Below are 19,763 nucleotides of genomic sequence, written 5' to 3' on the forward strand. Positions count from 1 at the left end.
CCGCCCGACCTCACTCCTCCGGTTCGGCGGTCTGCGTCGGCTCGGGGTTCGGCTTCCCCTGGATCTGCGCGGTCGCCTCCGGCGAGGAGCCCGTGGTGCGCTGCTCGCCCGAGCCGTTGCCCGAGCAGGTCACGGTGTACGTGACGATGACGGTCTGGCCCGGGTTGTCCGCCACCAGCAGCTGGCCGCTGCGCTCGTTGGGGCCGAACGCGGCGCTGGACTGCCCGGTCGAGCTGAACGTGCCGTTGGTCGCGGTCAGGTTGTACGCGCTGACATTGCCGGTGCCGGACGGGCACTGGTAGCCGCTCCAGGTGACCTGGACGGTCCCGCCGGCGACCGCATTGCCCGAGATCGAGGGCGCTGCCGGTGCGTTCAGCGGCACGAGGTCGGCGTACACGGTGAGCTTGAGCACGGTGCCGGGGCTCACGTTGCCGGTCGGGCTGACCTGGTACACCTGGCCGACCTGGTTCGAGGTCGGAGCCGCGTTCCCCTGCTCGCACGTGGCGGCGAGGCCGGCGGCGCCGACCTTCTCGGATGCGGCCTCGCAGCTCAGCCCGACGAGTTCGAGCCCGTTCACGTCGACGGTCGTCGCGGTCGGGGTCGGGGTCGCGGACGAGCGCGAGGGGGTCGGCGTGCCGGTGGGGGTGTCGTCGTCGCTCGGGCCGGGGTTGCCGAACAGCGCCCAGATGGTACCGCCCAGCACGATCACGAGGATCGCGATGAGGGCGATGAGCGGCCACGTCCACGGGCTCTGCTTGCGCTTGGGCTTCTCGGTCTCCGTGCCGGCGGCGACGGTGGTCGCGGACGGCAGCAGCTGGGTGGCCGTGGCGGTGTCGGGACCGACGCCGAGCAGGGCGGTCGCATCGTCCGCGGCGAGTCCGGCGGCGATCGCGGGGACCGCCGCCGCCGCTGCGGCGACGTCACCGCGGCGCAGCGCGTTCGCGGCGCGGGCGACCGTCGCGGCGGACGCCGGGCGGTCCTCGGGCTTCTTGGCGATCATCGCCATGACGAAGTTGCGCACCGGTTCGGCGACCGTCGCGGGCAGCGGCGGCGGCTGCTCGTTGATCTGCGCCATCGCGATCGCGACCTGCGACTCCCCGGTGAACGGACGCTTGCCGGCCAGGCACTCGTACGCGACGATGCCGAGCGAGTAGATGTCGGTCGAGGGCGACGCGGCGTGACCCGACGCCTGCTCGGGCGAGAGGTACTGCACCGTGCCCATGACCTGACCGGTCGCGGTGAGTGGCACCTGGTCGGCGATGCGCGCGATGCCGAAGTCGGTGATCTTCACCCGGCCGTCCGGCGTGATGAGCAGGTTCCCCGGCTTGATGTCGCGGTGCACGAGGCCCGCGGCGTGCGCCGCCTGCAGTGCGGACGCGGTCTGCGCGACGATGTCGAGCGTCTTGTCGGTGGACAGCGAGCCTTCGCGCTCGAGGACCGTCGAGAGGGCTTCGCCGGGGACGAGCTCCATGACGAGGAAGGCGGAGCCGTTCTCCTCGCCGTAGTCGAACACGCTCGCGATGCCCTCGTGGTTCACGAGGGCCGCGTGCCGCGCCTCGGCACGGAACCGCTCGAGGAACCCGGGGTCCCCCATGTACTCGTCCTTGAGGATCTTGATCGCGACCGTGCGGCCGATGACGTGGTCCGTGGCCTCCCACACCTCGCCCATGCCGCCGATCGCGATCCGCGAGTCGAGCTCGTACCGGCCGCCGAATGTCGCACCTTGCGTCGGTCTCATCGTCCCAGCACCGCCTCCATGACCTTCTTCGCTATCGGCGCGGCGATGGTGTTCCCGCTGCCGGACTGACCCTGACCGCCGCCGTTCTCGACGACGACCGCGACGGCGACCTGCGGATCGTCGGCGGGGGCGAAACCGGTGAACCACAGGGAGTACGGCTTGTCGTTCCCGTTCTCCGCGGTGCCGGTCTTCCCCGCAACCTCGACGCCGTCCATTCTTGCATTCGAGGCCGCGCCGTCACTGACATTGGCGACCATCATCCGCACCATCTCCGCGCTGAGCTCCTCGTCGAGCGCCCGCCCGAACTCCGTGTCCTCGAACGTCTGCTGCACCGACAGGTCCGACCCGATGACCTGGTCGACCATGCGCGGGTTCATCACGATCCCGCCGTTCGCGATGCCGGCCGACACCATCGCCATCTGCAGCGGCGTCGCGGTGACCTGACCCTGACCGAACCCGGTGAGCGCCGTCTGCGCGTCGTCGAGGGCGCGCGGGTAGCTCGACGGGGTCGACTCCAGCGGCATGGTGAACGCCGAGTTGAAGCCGTACTTCTCCGCCTCCTCGCGGATCGCGTCGTCGCCGAGTTCGGCGGCGAGTTCCGCCATCGGGATGTTGCAGCTGAGTCGCAGCGCGTCCGCGAGGGTGACCGTCTCGCCGCCCCCGCAGGTGCCGCCGCCGGCGTTCCGGATGTTCGTGCTGGTCCCGGGGAGGGTGTACTCCGCCGGGTTCGGGAACGTGGAGTCCGGGGTGTACCGGCCGCTCGCCAGTGCCGCCGACGCGACCACGAGCTTGAAGGTCGAACCGGGCGGGTTCAGGTTGCCGCCGATGGCCCGGTTGTAGAGCGGATGCGTCGCGTTCGCGACGAGTTCGTCGTAGGTGGCGTTCACGATGTTCGCGTCGTGCGCGGCGAGGAGGTTGGTGTCGTAACTCGGGCTCGTGACCATCGCCAGGATGCGGCCGGTGGACGGCTCGATCGCGATGACCGCCCCCTCGAGGTCGCCGAGCGCGTCGTACGCGGCCTTCTGCACGGCGGCGTCCAGGGTCAGCATGACGTTCGACCCCTGCGGTGATTGGCCGGTGAAGATCTGCTCCACACGGGAGAGGAACTGCGACCCGCCGGTGCCGGAGAGTTCGCGGTTCATGGCCTGTTCGATGCCGGTCGCCGAACCGAGCACCGGGTTGATGTAGCCGGTCACCGGCGCCCACATGTCGGCGTCGGCGTAGACCCGCTGCCAGGAGTACACGTCGCCGGAGGGCACCGAGGTGGCGATCCCCACGCCGCTCGCGATGATCGAGCCGCGCTGCACCTCGTAGGAGTCGTAGAGCGCGCGCTTGTTCTCGCCGTTGGCGGCGAGCGTGTCGGCCTGCACCACCTGGATCCAGCTCGTCGACGCGAACAGCGCGAGGAACATCAGGAGCATGAGCAGGCTCAGCCGTCGCAGTTGCCGGGTCATCCGATCACCACCCGGGGCTGGTTGCGCACGGAATCGGAGATGCGCAGCAGCAGCGCGACGATGATCCAGTTCGCGACGAGCGAGGAGCCGCCGGCCGCGAGGAACGGTGTCGTGAGCCCGGTGAGGGGGATCACCCGGGTGACGCCGCCGACCATGATGAACACCTGCAGCGCGATCGTGAACGCCATGCCGGTGGCCAGGAGCTTGCCGAAGTCGTCCTGCCCGGCGACGCCGATGCGGATGCCGCGGCTGGTGAAGACCATGTAGAGGCAGAGGATCGCGAACACGCCGATGAGCCCGAGCTCCTCGCCGAGGCTCGGCACGATGTAGTCGCTCTGCGCGAGCGGCGTGAGCCCCGGGCGGCCCTGGCCGAGACCGGTGCCGATGAGCCCGCCGTGCGCCAGGCCGAAGATGCCCTGCACCAGCTGGTAGCTGCTGTTGTCCATGAGGGCGGGGTTGAAGGCGTCCAGCCAGTTCGTGAACCGGGCACCGACGTACGGCAGCACCCGGGATGCGGCGAAGGCGCCCGCGGCGGCGAGGACGACGCCGAGCAGCACCCAGCTGGTCTTGCCCGTGGCGACGTAGAGCATCGCGACGAACATGCCGAAGATGAGCAGGCCGGTGCCGAGGTCGCGCTGGAGCACGATGATGCCGAGCGAGATGAGCCAGATGACGAGGATCGGACCGAGCTCACGGGCGCGCGGCCAGGTGATGCCGAGGAACCGCGTCCCCACCGAGGTGAGGCTCTCACGGGTGCGCACCAGGTACCCGGCGAAGAAGATCGCGAGGGCGATCTTCGCCAGCTCGCCCGGCTGGAACGAGAAGAACCCGAGCGAGACCCACACGTCGGCGTTCCCACCGCCGCCGAGGCCCGGCACGACCGGGAGGAGCAGCAGTGCGACGCCGACGAAGCCGGAGACGTAGGTGTAGCGGAACAGGATGCGGTAGTTCCGCAGCGCCAGCACCACCGCGATGGCGAGGGCGAACGCGATCGCGGCCCACGCCAGCTGGCGGGTGGAGGCGGCCGACCAGCCGGTCGCCTCGTCGCCGAGGTCGATGCGGTAGATCATGGCGAGGCCGAGGCCGGTCAGGAGCGTGCCGATCGGGAGGACGAACGGGTCGGCGTCGCGCGCCACGACCCGGAGCACGATGTGCAGGGCCAGTGCCAGCACCGCGAGCACGCCGCAGTACCACAGGAAGCTCGGGTCGATCGAGCCGAGCACGCCGAGCTGCACGAGCGCGATCGCGGCGCCGCTCACGATGAGGCTGAACAGGAGCAGGCCGAGCTCGCGGTTGCGCTGCTTCTGCGGCATCCGGATGCGCTTCAGGGCGCGCAGGACGGCCGTGTCGGGGGCGACGGTCCGGGAATCGGTCATCCGATCGCCTCTTCCGGGACGAGACGCTGCACGATCGCCTCGGCGTCGGCGAGCGAGCGTGCGGAGATGGTGTTCTCCACCGTGAGCCGGTCGAACGGGGTGAGGTCGGCGAGCAGGATGCCGGTGTCCTCGTACGGGGTGGACAGCGAGATCGGACCGATGTTCTGCTGCACGCCGCGGTAGATCACGACCGTGTCGTCGTCGGCGCCGACGAAGAAGCGCGTCTGGGTCCAGTTGTATCCGGCGAACAGCGCCGCCCCGATCGCGGCCAGCACGAGCACGAGGCCGGCGAGCCAGGCGATACGGCGCCGGCGCGCCCGGCGGCGGTCCTCCTCGATGAGCTCCTCGAGGAACTCCGGTGCCGGTTCGAAGTGCGTGGGCTCGTTCGCGGCCTGGCGGTTCGGATGCAGCCAGGACGCGCGGCCGGGACGTGCCGCCGGCACCTCGATGCCGGTCGGCGTCGAGGCCGACCCGACGATCGCGGGGGTGCCGGAGAAGACCGGGTGGTGTCCGCCGACGTCGACGATGACGATCGTGACGTTGTCGGGGGCGCCGGCGTCGAGCGCCTGCTTGAGCAGGTGGTCGGCCGTGCGCGCCGGCGCGTTGCCCGCGGCGAGGGCCTTCATGGTGTGCGCGTCGTCGATGACGCCGCTCAGGCCGTCGGAGCACAGCAGCCAGCGATCGCCCGGCCGCGTCGGCATGATGAACGTGTCGACCTCGGGGTCGGGGTCCATGTCGCCGAGCACCCGCATGAGCACGGAACGGCGCGGGTGGTAGCGCGCCTCCTCCGGGGTGATGCGACCGGTGTCGACGAGCCGCTGCACGAAGGTGTGGTCGGTGGTGATCTGGGTGAGCGCGCCGTCGCGGTAGAGGTAGATGCGCGAGTCCCCGATGTGCGCGATGACCGCGTAGTCGTCGACCATGAGCAGGGCGCTGACGGTGGTCCCCATGCCGGCGAGTTCGGGGCGCGTGCGCACCGTGTCGATGATGATCCCGGCCGTGTCGGTGATCGCCTGCTGCAGCGCGCTCTCGGCCTCGCCGGTGGAGCCGAAGGGCTGGTCGAGCTCCTCGATGCGGGAGATCGCGAGGCTCGAGGCCACGTCGCCGCCGGCGTGCCCGCCCATGCCGTCGGCCACGACGAACAGGTTGGAACCGGCGTAGCCGGAGTCCTGGTTGTTCGATCGCACCTTGCCGGTGTGCGAGAGCGCCGCGCTCGAGCCCTGGAAGACCATCCGTCGCCCGTCAGCCCTGCAGCTCGAAGGTCGTCGCGCCCACCTTGATGGGGGCGCCGAGCACGATCGGCACCGGCGCCGAGACGCGCTCGCCGTCGTGCCAGGTGCCGTTCGTCGAATCGAGGTCCTGCAGCATCCACTGCTCGCCCCACAGCATGAGCCGGGCGTGGTGGCTGGACGTGTAGTCGTCGCGGATGACCAGGCCGGACTCGCTGGACCGGCCGATCGTCAGCGGCTCGGAGCCCAGCGGGATCTCGAGGCCGGTCTTCGGTCCGCTCGTGATGACGATGCGGTGCGCGGTCTCGACGGTGGCCTTCGCGCCCTTCGGCTGCTTCTTCGGCGCCGCCTTCGGTGCCACCGGCGCGGTGGCGGCCGCGGCGGGCGCGGGGGTCGGCGCGGCCGCGGGCTCCGGGAGCTTGCGGGCACGCACACCGAACACGTCGGCGCGGAGCGAGTAGACGACCGCGAACACGAAGAACCACAGCAGGACGAGGAAGCCGACCTGCAGCAACAGCAGGGTGAGCTGGCTCATGTCAGCGGATCCCTCCACGGCGGGGCCTCACGTGCGGGGAAGGCCCGGGTCGCGTCGTCCGCGACGGTCTGCGGGACGACCCGGAACACGATATCGGTACGACCGATGCTCACGGTGGAATCCGGCGGCAACGGCGCCTCGGAGACCTTGCGGCCGTTGAGCTTCGTGCCGTTCGTGGACCCGAGGTCGCGGACCATCGCGCGCTCGCCGTCCCACAGGATCTCGACGTGGCGACGGCTGGTGCCCGCATCCGGGATGGTGATGTCGGCGTCGCTGCCGCGGCCGATGACGGTGCGCGCGGCGGAGAGCGGATGCTGCCGCCCGGCGATCTCGAGCACGCCGCGCCAAGTGACGCGGCCGCCACCGCCCGCGGACTGCGACTCCACGCGCAGCTGGCCGGTCGAGAGCTTCTGGTCGCCGGCGAGGGAGATCGAGACGGCGCCCGGGAAGGAGTAGTGCTGTTTGCGGGCGTGGTCGTGCACGATCCCGTTCAGTTCGTCGACGAGCTGCCCGCCGAGCGCACGCATGCGGTCGAGGTCGCCGGAGGACAGGTACACCGTGAAGGTGTTCGGCACCAGGATGCGCTCGCGGGAGACCACCGCGGCGTTGGTGTCGAGCTCGCTGCGCAGGGCGGACGCGATCTCGACGGGCTGGATCCCGCTGCGGAAGGTCTTCGCGAACGCGCCGTTGACGGCACGCTCCAGACCTCTTTCGAAGCTGTCAAGTAGTCCCACGCGACTCCTCAGGCAGGCGAACGGGTGGCACCATCGTAGTTGTCCGACCTGGGAAGGCGACCGTCGGGGGCCCGGAGTGTGCACGGAGCCCCTCGGGAGCGTGATAACCTCGAGAAGTTGAGTTTCGCCGGATCCCCGGAGACGGCGACTCGCGCGAGTGGCGGAATAGGCAGACGCGCTGGCTTCAGGTGCCAGTGCCCGAAAGGGCGTGGGGGTTCAACTCCCCCCTCGCGCACAGAGGAAGACCCCGACCGGATCCCGGTCGGGGTCTTCTGCGTTCCGGGCGCGCCCGCGGATCAGCGTGTCCCGCGGCGGATGCGGAGGAGCGATCCGCCGACGATACCGGCGCCGGCCAGGAGCGTGAGCGCACCGAGCGCCGCCACGGGGGCGAGGTCCGCGTCGAAGCCCGAGCGCGCGAGCACGGCCGCGGCCGGGACCGGGGCGGCCGCGGTCACGTCCAGGGCGACCCAGCCGAGCAGCGAACCGTCGGCGGCGCTGAGGGCGAGCCGGTGCGCACCGCCGGGCACCGTGGTGGGCACGGTCAGGGTCACCGACCCGTCCGTGCCGGTCCAGGCCCAGCCGAGAGCGGTCGGGTCGGAGAACAGCCAGCCGTACACCCAGGACCGCGCGGGCAGGCCCGTGACCGTGACGCTCCCGCCGGCCGCCACCGTGGCCGGAGCCGCGGCGAGGCCGGGGTCCGGCTGCGGACCGAGCGCGGATGCCGACGGGGCCGCGGGCGCCTGTGCGGGCACGGCGGGGCGCGGCGTCACGACCTCGGTCGTCGTGGCCGGGCCGGGGACGGCGGCGCCGAGCGCGGACAGTCGCACCGTGTACGCGGTCTCCGGCTGCAGGCCGGACAGGGTCGTGGCGGTGGTGTCCGCATCCGTGTCCTCGCTCGTCACGAGTGCGCCGCCGGCGAGCACCTCGATGCGGTACCCGGTCGCGCCGGCGACCGCATCCCACTCGACGGCGATGCTCGAATCCGACAGTGCGGTCGCGCCCAGCCCCGTCACGGCGTGCGGAGGCAGCTGCCCGAGCAGCGCATGTGCGTCGATCAGCCCGGCACCGAAGAGTTCTTCGTCCGTCACCGATGACGCGAGCGGGTTGCGCATCGTGCGCGCAGTGGCGAACGCCGCTCGGGAGATCTCGTCCGCGGTTGCCTGCGGGGCGTACTCCATGGCGAGTGCGTGGACGGCTGCGGCGTTGGGCGCCGCCGCGGACGTGCCGTAGAAGAACCATTCGGTCTCGCCGTCGACGGTCTCGCTCGATCCGAAGAAGCTGGTGCGGTTGCCGTCGACCGAGGCGATCTGCGGTCCGGGTACCGACAGCGGCACGGGGTACGCGGGTGAGGGCACTGGCAGCGCGTCCGGTCCGAACGCGACCGGCTCGAAGACGATGTCCGGAGCCCCGGGCGAGGTGAACGTCTCGGGCAGGTCGGGCGTACGCCAGCTCGCCGCCGCGACACCGATCGCCGACCCGTCCGCGGCGTGACCCATCGCGCGAAGACCGACCCGGTCCGTACCCGTAGAGGTGTCGTGCTCGCGGGCGGCCAGCTGCCGTCCGCCGTCCCAGAAGGCCGTCCACACCGCAGGGGACGACGAAGCGGGGCCGATCTTCGCCCGGATGACGACGAGATCGACGTCGCCCTGCACCGTCCGCCCCGTCCCCGTCCCGGCGAGCACGACCGGGAGGTCTCCCTGCAGGAGCATCGGCGTGGAGACGAGTTGCTCGTCCACGTACAGCTGGGGGATGACGAGGCTCGCGACGCCGTACTGCGGTTCCGCCCAGGACACCATGACGGTCGGGGACGCCGCGCCGTCGAAGACGAGGGTGTCCGTGGGGTCGCCGGCGCCGGACGGGTCGAAGTCCAGGCACTCCCACGCGACGAGCGTCGTCGGCACCTCCACCCATCCCGGGCAGGCCGTTCCCCGGAACGCGTCCGTCTCCCACGCGCCGATGGCCCGCCCGGTGGACGAACCCTGCCTTCCGACGACGTTGTCGTTGCCGACCGCGCTGTAGAACGCGACCCCGGACGCCTGCACGGACAGCACGGCTGCGGAGATCACGCCCTGCTGGTAGCGCGGCTCGTCCGTGTATCCGACGTCGTCGACGATGACGTCGGCGCCCGCTTCGGCGAGCTCGACGATCGCATCGGCCATGGCGTGCGAGCCGCCGTTCGCCGTATGGAACATGATCGTGGCACCCGGGGCGATCGCGTGCACGAGTTGGGCCATCGCCCTGCCCTCGTCGTTGCCGGCCCCGTCTTCGAGCACGGTCACCGCGGTGTCGAAGCCGCAGGGGTTCCCGGGGCCCGGAAGCAGGCCCGACGCGATGTCGCCCTGCGGGCCTTCCGGATCCGCGGCGGCGAACGAGTCGGACAGGATGCCGATCGTCACGCCGCTCCCGTCCACACCGAAGGTCTCGCGCGCGATGTCGACGGCGAGGGGCCCGACGGCATCACTCGGAAACTCGCGACATGCCGCTCCCGGCCCGGATGCGGCAGGGGCTGCCGTCATGCCGGCGGTGGTGGCCTGCGTCGATCCCACGGTGGGTGCCAGCACGGGCGCGACCGCGAGCACCCCGGGCAGGGCTGCGAGATCGTCAAGCAGTGCGGGGTCCACCGTCACCCCTGCGGCCGGACTGAACCGGTAGACCGTGTCGACCGTGGCGAGCGCGCGGACGGCGTCGAGGTCGGCGTCGCTCGGCCGCCCGGTGAACGTGACGGTGGCTTGCACGCGCCCGTCGGAATCGACGTCGAGGCTGCCGGGGCCGCTTTCGGGCAGACCCACGGCGTCGGCGAGGGCCGCAGCATCAGCGGCGCCGCCCTCCGCAGCATCCGCCAGGGCGTCGGCGAGCGTCGGGATGACGTCGACGGGGTCGTCGACCGCGGTCGCGGCACTCCCCCCGAACACGGCTCCCGCGCCGATCAGCGCACACACGACGATTGCGGACACCGCTCGCTTCATTGCGTTTCCCCCCAGGACACACGGAAGTCCGACCATATCGGTGCGGTCGTACCGACCGCCACTCTCGGCGCACGTTCGCCGACCCACCCCTCTTTCTGCGACCCACCCCCCTTTCTGCTGCAGAGAAGGGGGTGGGTCGCAGAAAAGGGGGTGGGTCGGCCGTCAGCGAGGGCCGTCAGCGAGGGCCGCCAACGGAGGGACGATGCGGCGTGCGACGGGAGAGGACGGCGGTCCACGCGAGCCCGGCGACGAACAGCATCCCCCCTGAGGCGATCCACGTGACGTCGTAGGGGAGCAGGTCCACGCCGTAGCGGACCTGGTGCACCTGCAGGACCTTGTGGTCGATGAGACCGTCCCAGAGCTGGAACGCTCCGGCACCGGTGAAGGCACCGGCCCATGCCGTTGCGGCGCGGACACGACCTCGGCGTCGGGCGTCAAGCAGGAGGAACACGCCGAAGACGGCCACGAACAGCTCGAACGCGTGCAGCAGGCCGTCCGAGAGGAGTCCGATCTGCAGGGTCGCGCCGTCGTAGAAGTGGTGCCAGCCGAGCAGCTGGTGGAAGACGATCTCGTCGACCGCCGCCATCGCTGCGACCCCGAGCAGCACGCCCGCCCAGTACGCCCGCTCGCCCACCCGCGCCGAGCGCTGCGTCATGCCCTCGCCTCCCCCGTCGGGACGGCGACCGTCCGGCGTCCCGTCTCGCGGTACCACCCCGCGCAGAGGACGACCGCGAGTGCGAGCTCGATCACGTCGCCGCCGGAGAACATGAGGCGGGCTCCCGCCATCCCGTCCGCCACCGGCACACCCGACGGCGGCGCGGCGTACAGCGACTTCGCGAGGATCCCGTGCGCCGCCACCGCCGCGACGAACACGCCTGCGCGCACCGGGAACGACGCCCGGTGCGGTGACGGGTCGACGGGCGCGATCGCCGCAGTGAAGAGGAGCCCCGCCAGCAGCAGGTGCAGCATAACGACGAGGTGCAGCAGCGGGTCCTCCCGCATCCAGCCGTGCAGCGGCGTCGTGTAGACGAGCCACAGACCGCCGACGCTGAGTGCGGCGGCGACGACAGGGTGCGTGAGGAACGTCGCCGGGCCGCTCCGGAGGATCCGGCTCAGCCGCCGCGCCGGCACGACGTCGAGCGCCCGAAGGGCGAGGGTGACGGGTGCGGCGAGGACGAGCAGGAGCGGCGCGAGCATGCCGACCAGGAGGTGCGCGCCCATGTGTGCGACGAAGTCGCCGTGCGCCGCGTCGGCGAGCGGGCCGACGAACCCGGATGCCGCCGCGCCCAGGCCGAGGAGCCAGCACGCCGTGCGGTGCCACGGCCACGGTCGTCCGCGTCGCCGGGTGCCCAGCACGGCCCAGACGTACGCGACCGCGGCGACGACGAACGGACCGGCGAGCACCGCCTCGAGCAGTGCGTCGCCGCCGTGATCGTGCGCGCCCGGCATCGCGTCCCCTTCCGTCGGGAGCAAGAACACCAGTGCTGTCGTCCGACCCCAAGGGCGTTGACGGGATGCCGCCCGGATGTCAGGCGTTTCGGACCGTGCCGCGGGACGCGGTCGCCGCGCTTCGCCCGGCGAGCTCCGAGAACGCCGCGACGAGCGCCGCCGGCTCCACCACGTCGATCGGCGCCTCGAAGCGGCACAGTGCCGCCGCGAGGGCACCCCACGACCACGATCCCGACCGCAGGACGCAGCGGCCCCCCTCGAGCTCGGTCACCTCCCCGTCACCGACGAAGGGACGCACCCTTCGCGCCGGCAGGTGCACCACCACCGTCCCGACGCACGGCCAGCGATCCCCCTCGTCGGACCCCTTGAACCGTGCCGACACGAACGCCGCGACGTCGCCGCCCGGCACCTCCCGCCGGGCGAACCGCGGTCCGTTCGGTGTCCGCGGCACGATCCGGTCGGCCCGGAGGATGCGCCAGTCCCCCGCCGCCGGCTCCCAGCCGACGAGGTACCAGCGGCCGTGCAGCTGCACCAGGCGATGCGGCTCGATCGTCCCGGGCGGAGCGGACCCGGCATCCCGCCCGGAGGCGTCGTACCGCAGCGTCTCCCCCGCCCGCACGGCGGCGGCGACCGCCACGAGGACGTCCGGGTCCGTCGTCGCGAGCGGCCCGTCACCGGGACCGCCGGACATGACGGTCACGGGGACCGCGTCGAGCCGATGCCGCAGCCGCGACGGGATCACCTGCCGCAGCACGGTCAGGGCGCGCAGTGCCGCCTCACCGGTTCCCGCACCCGTCGACGTGGCGGCGCGAAGGGCGACCCCGAGCGCCAGCACCTGCTCCTCGTCGAAGAGCAGCGGCGGGAGGCGCTCCCCCGGCGCCAACCGATAGCCCCCCGCCGGTCCCTTCGCAGCGTCGATCGCGTAGCCCAGCTCGCGAAGACGGTCGACGTCACGTCGCACCGTCCGCGGACTCACGCCGAGCCGCTCGGCCAGCGCCTCCCCCGGCCAGTCCCGTCGTGCCTGCAGCAACGACAGGAGGGTCAGCAGTCGCGACGTCGTGGCCATGCGCCGAGAGTAGTTCGAGAAGCGGCCGGAAACAGTCCTCTTCTCGCGGGAGCGTGGGTGCACCCGGGACACGGGACCCATCCACGACAGGAGTCGGCCATGACCATGCACACCACCATCCATCTGAACTTCCGCGGACAGGCGCGCGCCGCCCTCGAGTTCTACGCCGCCGCGTTCGACGCTGCCGTCGCCATCACCACGTACGCGCAGCTCGGCGCACCCCCCGACGCCCTCGGGGCGGACGGCGTCGTCTTCGGGCAGGCGGCGTCGGACGACGGCTTCCGCGTGATGGCGTACGACACTCCCGGTGCCCGCGCCGGCGGGGTGATCGGGGGAGGCGCGACCCGGCGTGAGCAGGGGTTGACCCTGACCGACCAGGCCGCGTTCGTCGCGGTCACCGGGGATTCCCTCGAGCTGCTCCGATCTCGGTGGGAACGGTTGACCCCGGGGGCGACGATCCTCGAGCCGCTCGCGCCGTCCACGTGGAGCCCCGGGTTCGGCATGCTCACCGACCGGTTCGGCGTCACGTGGTCGTTCAGCGTCGTCCCGGCGGATGCGGCCGCCCGAAGCTGAGTGTTTCGTTTGGTTCGGCTGGGGGCCGCCGCGGGTGCAAGCGCGAGGCGTACCCTTGAAGGGACGAATCCGGTCCCGTTCCCCCCAAACGGAGGATCGTCCCGGCCCCCTCCCACTTTCCCCCAGCTGGGAGGGGGTCTTTCCTTGCCGTGGAGCACATTTCGCGAGATTTTTTCGATCTCGTGCGTCCCGACCTCTCCCTTTTACCGATCCCGCCCACTAAAGTGATCGCTGTTGCGCATTGCGTGACATATCCGGGGGGATCCGTCGACGCCCGGGCCTGTGAGCTTCAGCTCGGCCCGGGCGTCGAATGGTTCACGCCTGTGTCTGCTCTGCAACGTTTGTGTCACCCCCTCTGTTGCGCGTCGAGGTCGACCGCTACGGTAAGAGGCCACCGGTGCAGTGGGTGCCGGCAGCAAGAGAAGGCATGGCATGAGCACGACAGGTACCGTCAAGTGGTTCAACTCCGAGAAGGGCTTCGGCTTCATCGCTCCCGATGAGGGCGGCGCAGACGTCTTCGCGCACTTCAGCGCGATCGACGGCTCCGGCTACCGTTCCCTCGAGGAGAACCAGCGCGTCGAGTTCGAGGTGGAGCAGGGCCCCAAGGGCCTTCAGGCCGCCAACATCCGCGCGCTCTGAGCGTTCGGGAAGGGCCGGGGTGCGACGCCGCGTCCCGGCCCTTCGTCATGTCCGGCCTATGACTTGTCGTTCCCGCCGCCGCGGACGAGCTCCAGCCCCGCGCCGGCGAGCTGTCCGAACGTCGCGGTCGGCAGGAACGCCCGGGTGAGGGCGAGGCCGATGCGGGTGAGGTCGCTCTCGTCGCGGAAGAGGAGGTACATCGTCTCGTACCGCGGGTGGAACTTCTCCTTGAAGCGGTGCAGCGACCGGAACCCGTAGACCGGCTCCAGCATCTCCGCGAGCTTCGCGCTGAGATCGGCGATGACACCCGCGTCCGCGGGGTACTCGTGGCTGAGCGGCGCGCCGGAGAGCGACATGATCTCGGCGCCCTCCTCGCTGAACGCCTTCGCAGAGGAGCCGATGAGGAACTCCATGACCGGCGGGAACCCGCCGTCGCGCCGACGCATGAGGTCGAGGGTCCACCCGCGCACGGCGCCGGCCTCGCCGTAGACCGGCAGCCACGACAGGAAGCCCTCGACGTCGCCGTTCGGCGCGGTCGCGAGCGCGATGCGCACCTCCGGGTCCTCGGCCTCGGTGAGCGTGCCCAGGGTGAAGCCCATCTCCGGCAGTCCCTTGTCGCCGACCCACCCCTCGGAGATCGTCCGCAGCTGTGCGCGCACGCCCCAGCTCAGCTCGTGCAGGTGCGCCAGCCGGAACGTGACGCCTTCGCGCTCGGCCCGGTTGAGGGACGTGCGGATGCTGGCCCACGCCTTACCGGTGAACTGCAGGCCGGGGAGGTCGACGATCGTATCGTCCGCCACGATCAGGCGCCGCCATCCCGCCGGAACCGCGGCCCGGGTGTCCTCGCCGGCGCTGAAGAAGCAGGGGATGAGCCCGGCGCGCTCGGCGTCGGCGATGAACCGTTCGACGGAGGCGTCGCGGCTGGGCTCAGGGCCGATCGGGTCGGCGAGGGCGAGCGCGACCCCGGCCCGGCGCTGGTAGGCGACGATGCCGTCGCCGGTGCGGGCGTACCGCAGGCCGTCCCACGTGGTCATCCAGGAGAGGGTGCCGCCGCCGTGGGCGCGGAGCTGCTCGCGCACCTCGGCGCGGTTCGGCTCGGGCGCCGTGCCGATGTCGGCCTTGCGGTGTGCGCGGAAGGCCTTCCGCACCCACAGCAGATAGACGAGCAGCGGCACCCAGAGGCTGCCGAGCGCCAGGCTCAGCGACACGTCGCCGTTGAGCGACACCTCGACATCGGTCTCGCCGAAGATCTGCACGGCCGTGAGGGTCGCCGCGAACGCGAGCACGTTCAGGATCGTCAGGACGAGCGCGAGCACCCACGCCCAGCGGCGGCCACGGCGCAGACCGTTGGCGAGGACCGTGATCACGACGATGTCGATCGCGACGTCCCAGATGCCGCCCGAGACGGGCTCGGACGACCCGAACGGGCCGTCGGTCGGGACCAGGAACGCGATGATCTCGACGACGCCGAGGGTGACGAGCACGATGAACGCGACGAGGCGCTGCTCGCGCAGCGTCGCGCGCTGGATGTGGAGCGAACGGTCGATGCCGAGCACGAGCAGCACGGCGAGCAGGTGCTCGATGTCGTCGAGGCTGCCCCAGAACATCATCATCACGATGACGAAGGCGAGCAGCACCAGCCAGGCGCGCACCCGCCACGGCGGCCGGAACAGCGTGATCGCGGCCGCGATGCAGGCCATGCCGCCGCCGGACGGGCCGACGTCCAGCATCCCCGCCTCCAGGACGGCCCACGGCCAGCCCGTGAGCGAGAGGAGCCACACCGACAGGGCGCCCGCCAGCACGGCGAACAGCTGGCCGCCGCCGAAATAGAGGAGTGCGACGCGCGAGCCGCGCTTGTATTCCAGGAACGCCATACCCCAGAAGCCGACGATGACGATCGCGTACACCCACGGGCGCGCGGCGATGAAGGTGCCGGTCAGCGGCGTCCACCACCTGCCGGCCTCGAACGCCGGCAGCCCGTAGGCGAGGGTGTCCCACAGCGGATGCCGCTCGAACGGCGTCCACAGTGCCGTGGTCAGCACGCCCACGACGAGCAGCAGCCCGACGACGGAGAGCGTCGCCGGGATGCGGCGGAGCACGGCGAGCGGCGTGAGGCGGGTTCGGGTGACCGTCATGGTCCTCACGATAGCGACGCCGGCCGCGTCGCCCGGATCAGGCGGGGTCGTCGACCAGCAGGAGGGCGCGGAGGCCGTCCACGTCGTCGACCGCCGCCTGGGCGCCGTCGGCCTCGTGCGGCCAGCTGAAGCCCCAGCGGACGAAGATCACGGGGACGCCGTTCACGGCGCCGCCCTCGACGTCGTGGTGCCGGTCGCCGACCAGCACGGGGCGCGACACGTCGACGCCCGCGGCCTCGAGGCGGCGCAGCGCCTCGGCCACGATCTCGGCCTTGCCGGCCAGGGTCTTCTCGTCGAGGGTCGCGCCGGTGATGACGGCGAGGTGCTCGGTGAGCCCGAAGTGCTCCATGAGCGCGGTGACCTGGATCTCGGGCTTCGAGCTCGCGGTGGCCTGCGGGATGCCGGCCGCGGCGATCTCCGCGACGAGCTCGACCACGCCCGGGTAGGTGCGCACGTCGGTCGTGTAGCCGTCGGCGCGGCCGAGGGTGCGGTAGAACGCCACCGCCTCGGTCGCCTGCTCCGGGGTCATCGCCGCCTGCCGCTGGAACGACTCGTGCATCGGCGGCCCGATCCAGTGCACCAGCTCCTCACGGGTGGGGGCGGGCAGGCCGTAGTGCTCGAGCGTCACGCTGAGCCGGCGGAGGATGCCGACGGACGCGTCGACGAGCGTGCCGTCCACGTCCCAGAGGATGCAGGAGAAGGGGGAGCGGGGGGTCACGCTCCCACGGTATCGCGTGTCAGAACAGCCGCGGTGCGCCCGAGGCGGTGCCCTTCATGTCGTCGTAGTCGAGCGTGACGCAGCGGATGCCGCGGTCGGTGGCGAGCACCTTCGCCTGCGGTTTGATCTCCTGGGCGGCGAACACGCCCTTCACCGGGGCGAGGTGCGGGTCGCGGCCGAGGAGCTCCAGGTACCGGGTGAGCTGCTCGACGCCGTCGATGTCGCCGCGTCGCTTCACCTCGACGGCGATCGTGCCGCCCGCGGGGTCGCGCAGGAGGAGGTCGACCGGGCCGATGGCGGTGGGGAACTCGCGTCGCACGAGGCTGAGACCGTCGCCAATGAGCTCGACCTGCTCGGCGAGCAGGCGCTGCAGGTCGGCCTCGACGCCGTCCTTGACCAGTCCCGGGTCCACGCCCAGTTCGTGGGCCGAGTCGTGCAGGATCTCGTGCAGGTGCACGAGCAGGGCGTCGCCCGTCTTCGCGTGCGTGACCCGCCACTGCTCCACGACGCCGACGCTCGCGGCGTCCTCGTCGGGCACCTGCACCTCGAGCCGGCACGGCGGGCTCATCCAGTTCAGCGGCTTGTAGGAGCCGCCGTCGGAGTGCACGAGCAGACTGCCGTCGGCCTTGTGCACGAGCAGGCGCGTGGCGAGGGGGAGATGTGCGTTCAGGCGACCGGTGTAGTCGACGGAACAGCGGGCAATGACGAGACGCACCCGACGAGCCTACCTGCGGGAGCGCACCCGGCTCAGTGGTGCCCGGCGCCGACCTGGCTGCCGGGCAGCGGGCGGGCGGCGGCGGAAAAGAACCCGGATGCGACGACCAGCACGACGAGGATGTACAGGGTGTTCAGGAGCCCGAACTGCTCGCTGATCAGGCCCAGCACCGGGGGACCGGCGAGGAAGGCGACATAGCCGATGGTCGCGGCGGCACTCACCCGCGCTGCGGCGCGTGCCGGGTCGTCGCCGGCCGCGGACATGCCGAGCGGGAACCCGAGCGAGGCACCGACGCCCCACAGTGCCGCTCCCACGAAGACGAGCGGGAGGTTCGGGGCGAGGATGAACAGCAGCAGGCCCGCCGCAGCGGCGACCGACAGCACGCGCAGCACCGCGACGCGGCCGAAGCGGTCGACGAGCGGCCCGCCGAAGATGCGGACGACCGTCATCGCCACCGAGAACACGGTGAGGCCGAGCGCCCCGTTGTGCTCCGGTGCGCCGTGCCCTTCGACCACACCGAGCGCCAGCCAGTCGTTCGCGCCGCCCTCGGCGAACGCCATGCCCAGCATGACCACGCCGAGCGCGTAGGTGCGGGGCTCCTTCCAGGCGGAGAGGGCGACCGAGAGCTTCGCCCGCCAGCCTCGCGGGGTGTCGTCGGACGCGTCGTCCATGACCTCCGAACGCACCGGGACGTTCGCGACCGAGACGACGGCGACCACGAGGATCGTCACAGCGACGATCGACAGGTGTGCGACGACGTCCAGCCCGATCGCGATGAGGGCGGCGCCGAGGCCGGCGCCGATGACCGTGCCGAAGCTGAAGAAGGCGTGGAAGAGCGGGAGGAGCGTCTTGCCCGACTGCGCCTCGATGGCGGCGCCCTCGACGTTCATCATGACGTCGAGGCACCCGTTCCCGAAGCCCCACAGCGCGACGCCGAGGATCACCACCGCGACCGATTGGAGGACGTCGGTGCCGACCCCGATCACGGCGACCCCGACCCCGAACACGATCATCATGAGCAGCATCCCGCGTCGCGCGCCCAGGCGCGCCAGCACGATCGAGCTGATGGAGAGGCCGAGGATGGAGGCGATGCCGCCGAGCAGCAGCACGATGCCGATCTCGGCCTTCGAGATGCCGAGCGTCTCCTTGATGGCGGGGACGCGCGAGGCCCACGTCGCGACGCTCAAGCCACTGACGAGGAAGATGGCGAAGATCGCCGTCCGCCACCGGACGAACTGCGTGCGGGTCAAGGTCGTGTCCACGCGGGGAGTCTACCGAATCGATTCGAGCCTGTGCGGGTTACCATCGGAGCATGAGCGTGCGCAGAGCGACGATCGCCGACGTCGCGCGGGAAGCGGGCGTCGCGGCATCCACCGCGTCGGTGGTCTTCAGCGGCAAGACGCGCGTCTCGCCGCGCACCCGTGAGCGGGTGCTGGCGGCGGCCGCCGCCCTCGGCTACGCGGGCCCGGATCCGCGGGCGGCGTCGCTGCGCCGCGGGCGCTCCGGGATCGTCGGCGTCGTGTTCAGCGAGCGGCTCGGCACGGTCTTCCTCGACCCGGTGACCCGCGTCATGATGGACGGCCTCGCCGACGGCGTCGACGACGCGGGCCTGCTCCTGCTCCGCGAGGACGCTGCGGACGGGGAGCTCAGCGTGAACTCCGCGCCGGTCGACGCCGTCGTGCTCATCGGCTGCAGCATGCGGATGCGGGACAGCCTCGACGTGGTTCGCTCGCGCGGGCTGCCGGTCGTCGTCATCGAGGGCGACGCGGGGGAGGGAATCCCGCGCATCGGACTCGACAACCGCGAGGGACAGGCGCGGATCGCGCGCCACCTCGCCGAGCTCGGCCACCGCGAGGTCGTCACCGTGACGCTGCCCGTCGACGGGCGGCGTGAGCGGGGGTGGGTGGACCACGTCCGCCCGGAGGACATGACGGTCGAGGTCACCCGCGACCGGCTCGCCGGCGCACGGGAGGTGTTCCCCGGGCTCCGGGTCTACGCGACCGCGGGAAGCCTCGTCGACGAAGGCTATGCCGCGGGACAGGCGGTCCTCGCCCGCACGCCGCGGCCGACGGCCGTCATCGCCCAGAGCGACCTGCTCGCCGTGGGTGTCATCCGCGCACTCCGCGACGCCGGGGTCCGCGTGCCCGAAGACGTCTCCGTCACCGGCTTCGACGGCATCGACGCCGACGGCATCGCGCCGCTCACGCTCACCACGATGGAGCAGCCCGCGGCTGCGAAGGGCCGCGCGGCCGGCGCCGCGATCACCGCGATGCTCGCCGGTGCGCTGCCCGCCAGCATCCAGCTCACGACTGCATTCCGTCTCGGGGATACGACGGCGGCCGCGCCGACCCCCGGACACTGACCCCGTAGACTGGACGCGACAACCCCGATCGCCTGAGCCCGGCACACGGCTGCCGGCCGACGACCACGAGGAGG

The 19,763-nt window shown here is 71.7% G+C and carries 17 protein-coding genes and 1 tRNA gene; 4 read left to right on the plus strand and 14 right to left on the minus strand.

All coding sequences use genetic code 11. The features are described 5' to 3' along the window. Positions 1-10 precede the first annotated feature (10 nt). The 6 genes from ACWAUO_RS10920 to ACWAUO_RS10945 are packed head-to-tail and all read right to left on the minus strand — an operon-like array spanning position 11 to position 7,066. Positions 11-1,738: a protein kinase domain-containing protein gene (locus ACWAUO_RS10920; protein WP_460775372.1), complete on the minus strand. Its 1,728-nt coding sequence runs from the start codon at positions 1,736-1,738 to the stop codon at positions 11-13. Then, positions 1,735-3,192 (minus strand): peptidoglycan D,D-transpeptidase FtsI family protein, encoded by a 1,458-nt coding sequence (locus tag ACWAUO_RS10925; RefSeq protein ID WP_460775374.1) that lies wholly within the window; start codon positions 3,190-3,192, stop codon positions 1,735-1,737. Before ACWAUO_RS10925 ends, ACWAUO_RS10920 begins: the two co-directional genes overlap by 4 nt. Further along, positions 3,189-4,568 (minus strand): FtsW/RodA/SpoVE family cell cycle protein, encoded by a 1,380-nt coding sequence (locus ACWAUO_RS10930; protein WP_460775375.1) that lies wholly within the window; start codon positions 4,566-4,568, stop codon positions 3,189-3,191. The genes ACWAUO_RS10925 and ACWAUO_RS10930 overlap by 4 nt, the downstream gene beginning before the upstream one ends. Then, positions 4,565-5,800 (minus strand): Stp1/IreP family PP2C-type Ser/Thr phosphatase, encoded by a 1,236-nt coding sequence (locus ACWAUO_RS10935; protein ID WP_460775376.1) that lies wholly within the window; start codon positions 5,798-5,800, stop codon positions 4,565-4,567. The genes ACWAUO_RS10930 and ACWAUO_RS10935 overlap by 4 nt, the downstream gene beginning before the upstream one ends. Positions 5,801-5,810: 10 nt before the next feature. Further along, the gene (locus tag ACWAUO_RS10940; RefSeq protein ID WP_460775378.1) at positions 5,811-6,332 is read right to left on the minus strand and encodes an FHA domain-containing protein FhaB/FipA; all 522 of its coding nucleotides are present in this window, start codon (positions 6,330-6,332) and stop codon (positions 5,811-5,813) included. Next, complete coding sequence (locus tag ACWAUO_RS10945; RefSeq protein WP_460775379.1) at positions 6,329-7,066, minus strand: FhaA domain-containing protein; 738 nt, start codon at positions 7,064-7,066, stop codon at positions 6,329-6,331. The genes ACWAUO_RS10940 and ACWAUO_RS10945 overlap by 4 nt, the downstream gene beginning before the upstream one ends. A gap of 151 nt (positions 7,067-7,217) precedes the next feature. Between ACWAUO_RS10945 and ACWAUO_RS10950 the strand changes: the two genes are divergently transcribed. After that, positions 7,218-7,301 (plus strand) — tRNA-Leu (locus tag ACWAUO_RS10950). Between the two features lie 61 nt (positions 7,302-7,362). Here the strand turns inward: ACWAUO_RS10950 and ACWAUO_RS10955 are convergent. From ACWAUO_RS10955 to ACWAUO_RS10970, 4 genes are all read right to left on the minus strand, one after another. Continuing rightward, positions 7,363-10,020, minus strand: a complete 2,658-nt coding sequence (locus ACWAUO_RS10955; protein ID WP_460775381.1) for a S8 family serine peptidase — start codon at positions 10,018-10,020, stop codon at positions 7,363-7,365. 187 nt (positions 10,021-10,207) lie between these two features. After that, positions 10,208-10,687, minus strand: coding sequence for a DUF2243 domain-containing protein (locus ACWAUO_RS10960; protein ID WP_460775382.1), 480 nt, complete (start codon positions 10,685-10,687; stop codon positions 10,208-10,210). Continuing rightward, positions 10,684-11,481: a cytochrome c oxidase assembly protein gene (locus ACWAUO_RS10965; RefSeq protein ID WP_460775383.1), complete on the minus strand. Its 798-nt coding sequence runs from the start codon at positions 11,479-11,481 to the stop codon at positions 10,684-10,686. Before ACWAUO_RS10965 ends, ACWAUO_RS10960 begins: the two co-directional genes overlap by 4 nt. Before the next feature lie 79 nt (positions 11,482-11,560). Beyond that, a complete protein-coding gene (locus ACWAUO_RS10970; protein WP_460775385.1) occupies positions 11,561-12,547 on the minus strand; it encodes a helix-turn-helix transcriptional regulator in 987 nt (328 codons plus the stop codon). A gap of 99 nt (positions 12,548-12,646) precedes the next feature. Here ACWAUO_RS10970 and ACWAUO_RS10975 point away from each other — a divergent pair, with 99 nt between their 5' ends. Together ACWAUO_RS10975 and ACWAUO_RS10980 are read left to right on the plus strand one after the other, a co-directional pair. Then, entirely contained in the window at positions 12,647-13,120 is a 474-nt protein-coding gene (locus ACWAUO_RS10975) for a VOC family protein (protein ID WP_460775386.1), read from the plus strand. A 432-nt stretch (positions 13,121-13,552) separates the two neighbouring features. Continuing rightward, positions 13,553-13,759 carry a cold-shock protein gene (locus ACWAUO_RS10980; protein WP_460775387.1) on the plus strand — a complete coding sequence of 69 codons (207 nt, stop codon included), beginning with the start codon at positions 13,553-13,555 and terminating at the stop codon, positions 13,757-13,759. Between the two features lie 56 nt (positions 13,760-13,815). Here the strand turns inward: ACWAUO_RS10980 and ACWAUO_RS10985 are convergent, their stop codons facing one another. The 4 genes from ACWAUO_RS10985 to ACWAUO_RS11000 are packed head-to-tail and all read right to left on the minus strand — an operon-like array spanning position 13,816 to position 18,589. After that, positions 13,816-15,894, minus strand: coding sequence for a bifunctional lysylphosphatidylglycerol flippase/synthetase MprF (locus ACWAUO_RS10985; protein ID WP_460775389.1), 2,079 nt, complete (start codon positions 15,892-15,894; stop codon positions 13,816-13,818). A gap of 37 nt (positions 15,895-15,931) precedes the next feature. Next, positions 15,932-16,612: an HAD hydrolase-like protein gene (locus ACWAUO_RS10990; protein ID WP_460775390.1), complete on the minus strand. Its 681-nt coding sequence runs from the start codon at positions 16,610-16,612 to the stop codon at positions 15,932-15,934. A gap of 19 nt (positions 16,613-16,631) precedes the next feature. After that, positions 16,632-17,327, minus strand: a complete 696-nt coding sequence (gene nucS, locus ACWAUO_RS10995; RefSeq protein WP_460775392.1) for an endonuclease NucS — start codon at positions 17,325-17,327, stop codon at positions 16,632-16,634. Positions 17,328-17,359: 32 nt separating this feature from the next. After that, the gene (locus ACWAUO_RS11000; RefSeq protein WP_460775393.1) at positions 17,360-18,589 is read right to left on the minus strand and encodes an MFS transporter; all 1,230 of its coding nucleotides are present in this window, start codon (positions 18,587-18,589) and stop codon (positions 17,360-17,362) included. 50 nt (positions 18,590-18,639) lie between these two features. On the opposite strand from ACWAUO_RS11000, the gene ACWAUO_RS11005 reads away from it, so the two are divergent. Further along, positions 18,640-19,689, plus strand: a complete 1,050-nt coding sequence (locus ACWAUO_RS11005; RefSeq protein WP_460775394.1) for a LacI family DNA-binding transcriptional regulator — start codon at positions 18,640-18,642, stop codon at positions 19,687-19,689. Positions 19,690-19,763 lie beyond the last annotated feature (74 nt).

This window comes from Microbacterium sp. GXF7504 (genome assembly GCF_054798235.1).

Excerpts from the sequence above, each read along its gene's own strand:
- ACWAUO_RS10980 (WP_460775387.1), top strand. The coding sequence starts at position 13,553 with ATGAGCACGACAGGTACCGTCAAGTGGTTCAACTCCGAGAAGGGCTTC.
- ACWAUO_RS10965 (WP_460775383.1), bottom strand. The coding sequence starts at position 11,481 with ATGCCGGGCGCGCACGATCACGGCGGCGACGCACTGCTCGAGGCGGTG.
- ACWAUO_RS10920 (WP_460775372.1), bottom strand. The coding sequence starts at position 1,738 with ATGAGACCGACGCAAGGTGCGACATTCGGCGGCCGGTACGAGCTCGAC.
- ACWAUO_RS10935 (WP_460775376.1), bottom strand. The coding sequence starts at position 5,800 with ATGGTCTTCCAGGGCTCGAGCGCGGCGCTCTCGCACACCGGCAAGGTG.
- ACWAUO_RS10940 (WP_460775378.1), bottom strand. The coding sequence starts at position 6,332 with ATGAGCCAGCTCACCCTGCTGTTGCTGCAGGTCGGCTTCCTCGTCCTG.
- ACWAUO_RS10925 (WP_460775374.1), bottom strand. The coding sequence starts at position 3,192 with ATGACCCGGCAACTGCGACGGCTGAGCCTGCTCATGCTCCTGATGTTC.
- ACWAUO_RS10930 (WP_460775375.1), bottom strand. The coding sequence starts at position 4,568 with ATGACCGATTCCCGGACCGTCGCCCCCGACACGGCCGTCCTGCGCGCC.
- ACWAUO_RS10985 (WP_460775389.1), bottom strand. The coding sequence starts at position 15,894 with ATGACGGTCACCCGAACCCGCCTCACGCCGCTCGCCGTGCTCCGCCGC.
- ACWAUO_RS11005 (WP_460775394.1), top strand. The coding sequence starts at position 18,640 with ATGAGCGTGCGCAGAGCGACGATCGCCGACGTCGCGCGGGAAGCGGGC.
- ACWAUO_RS10970 (WP_460775385.1), bottom strand. The coding sequence starts at position 12,547 with ATGGCCACGACGTCGCGACTGCTGACCCTCCTGTCGTTGCTGCAGGCA.
- ACWAUO_RS10960 (WP_460775382.1), bottom strand. The coding sequence starts at position 10,687 with ATGACGCAGCGCTCGGCGCGGGTGGGCGAGCGGGCGTACTGGGCGGGC.
- ACWAUO_RS10975 (WP_460775386.1), top strand. The coding sequence starts at position 12,647 with ATGACCATGCACACCACCATCCATCTGAACTTCCGCGGACAGGCGCGC.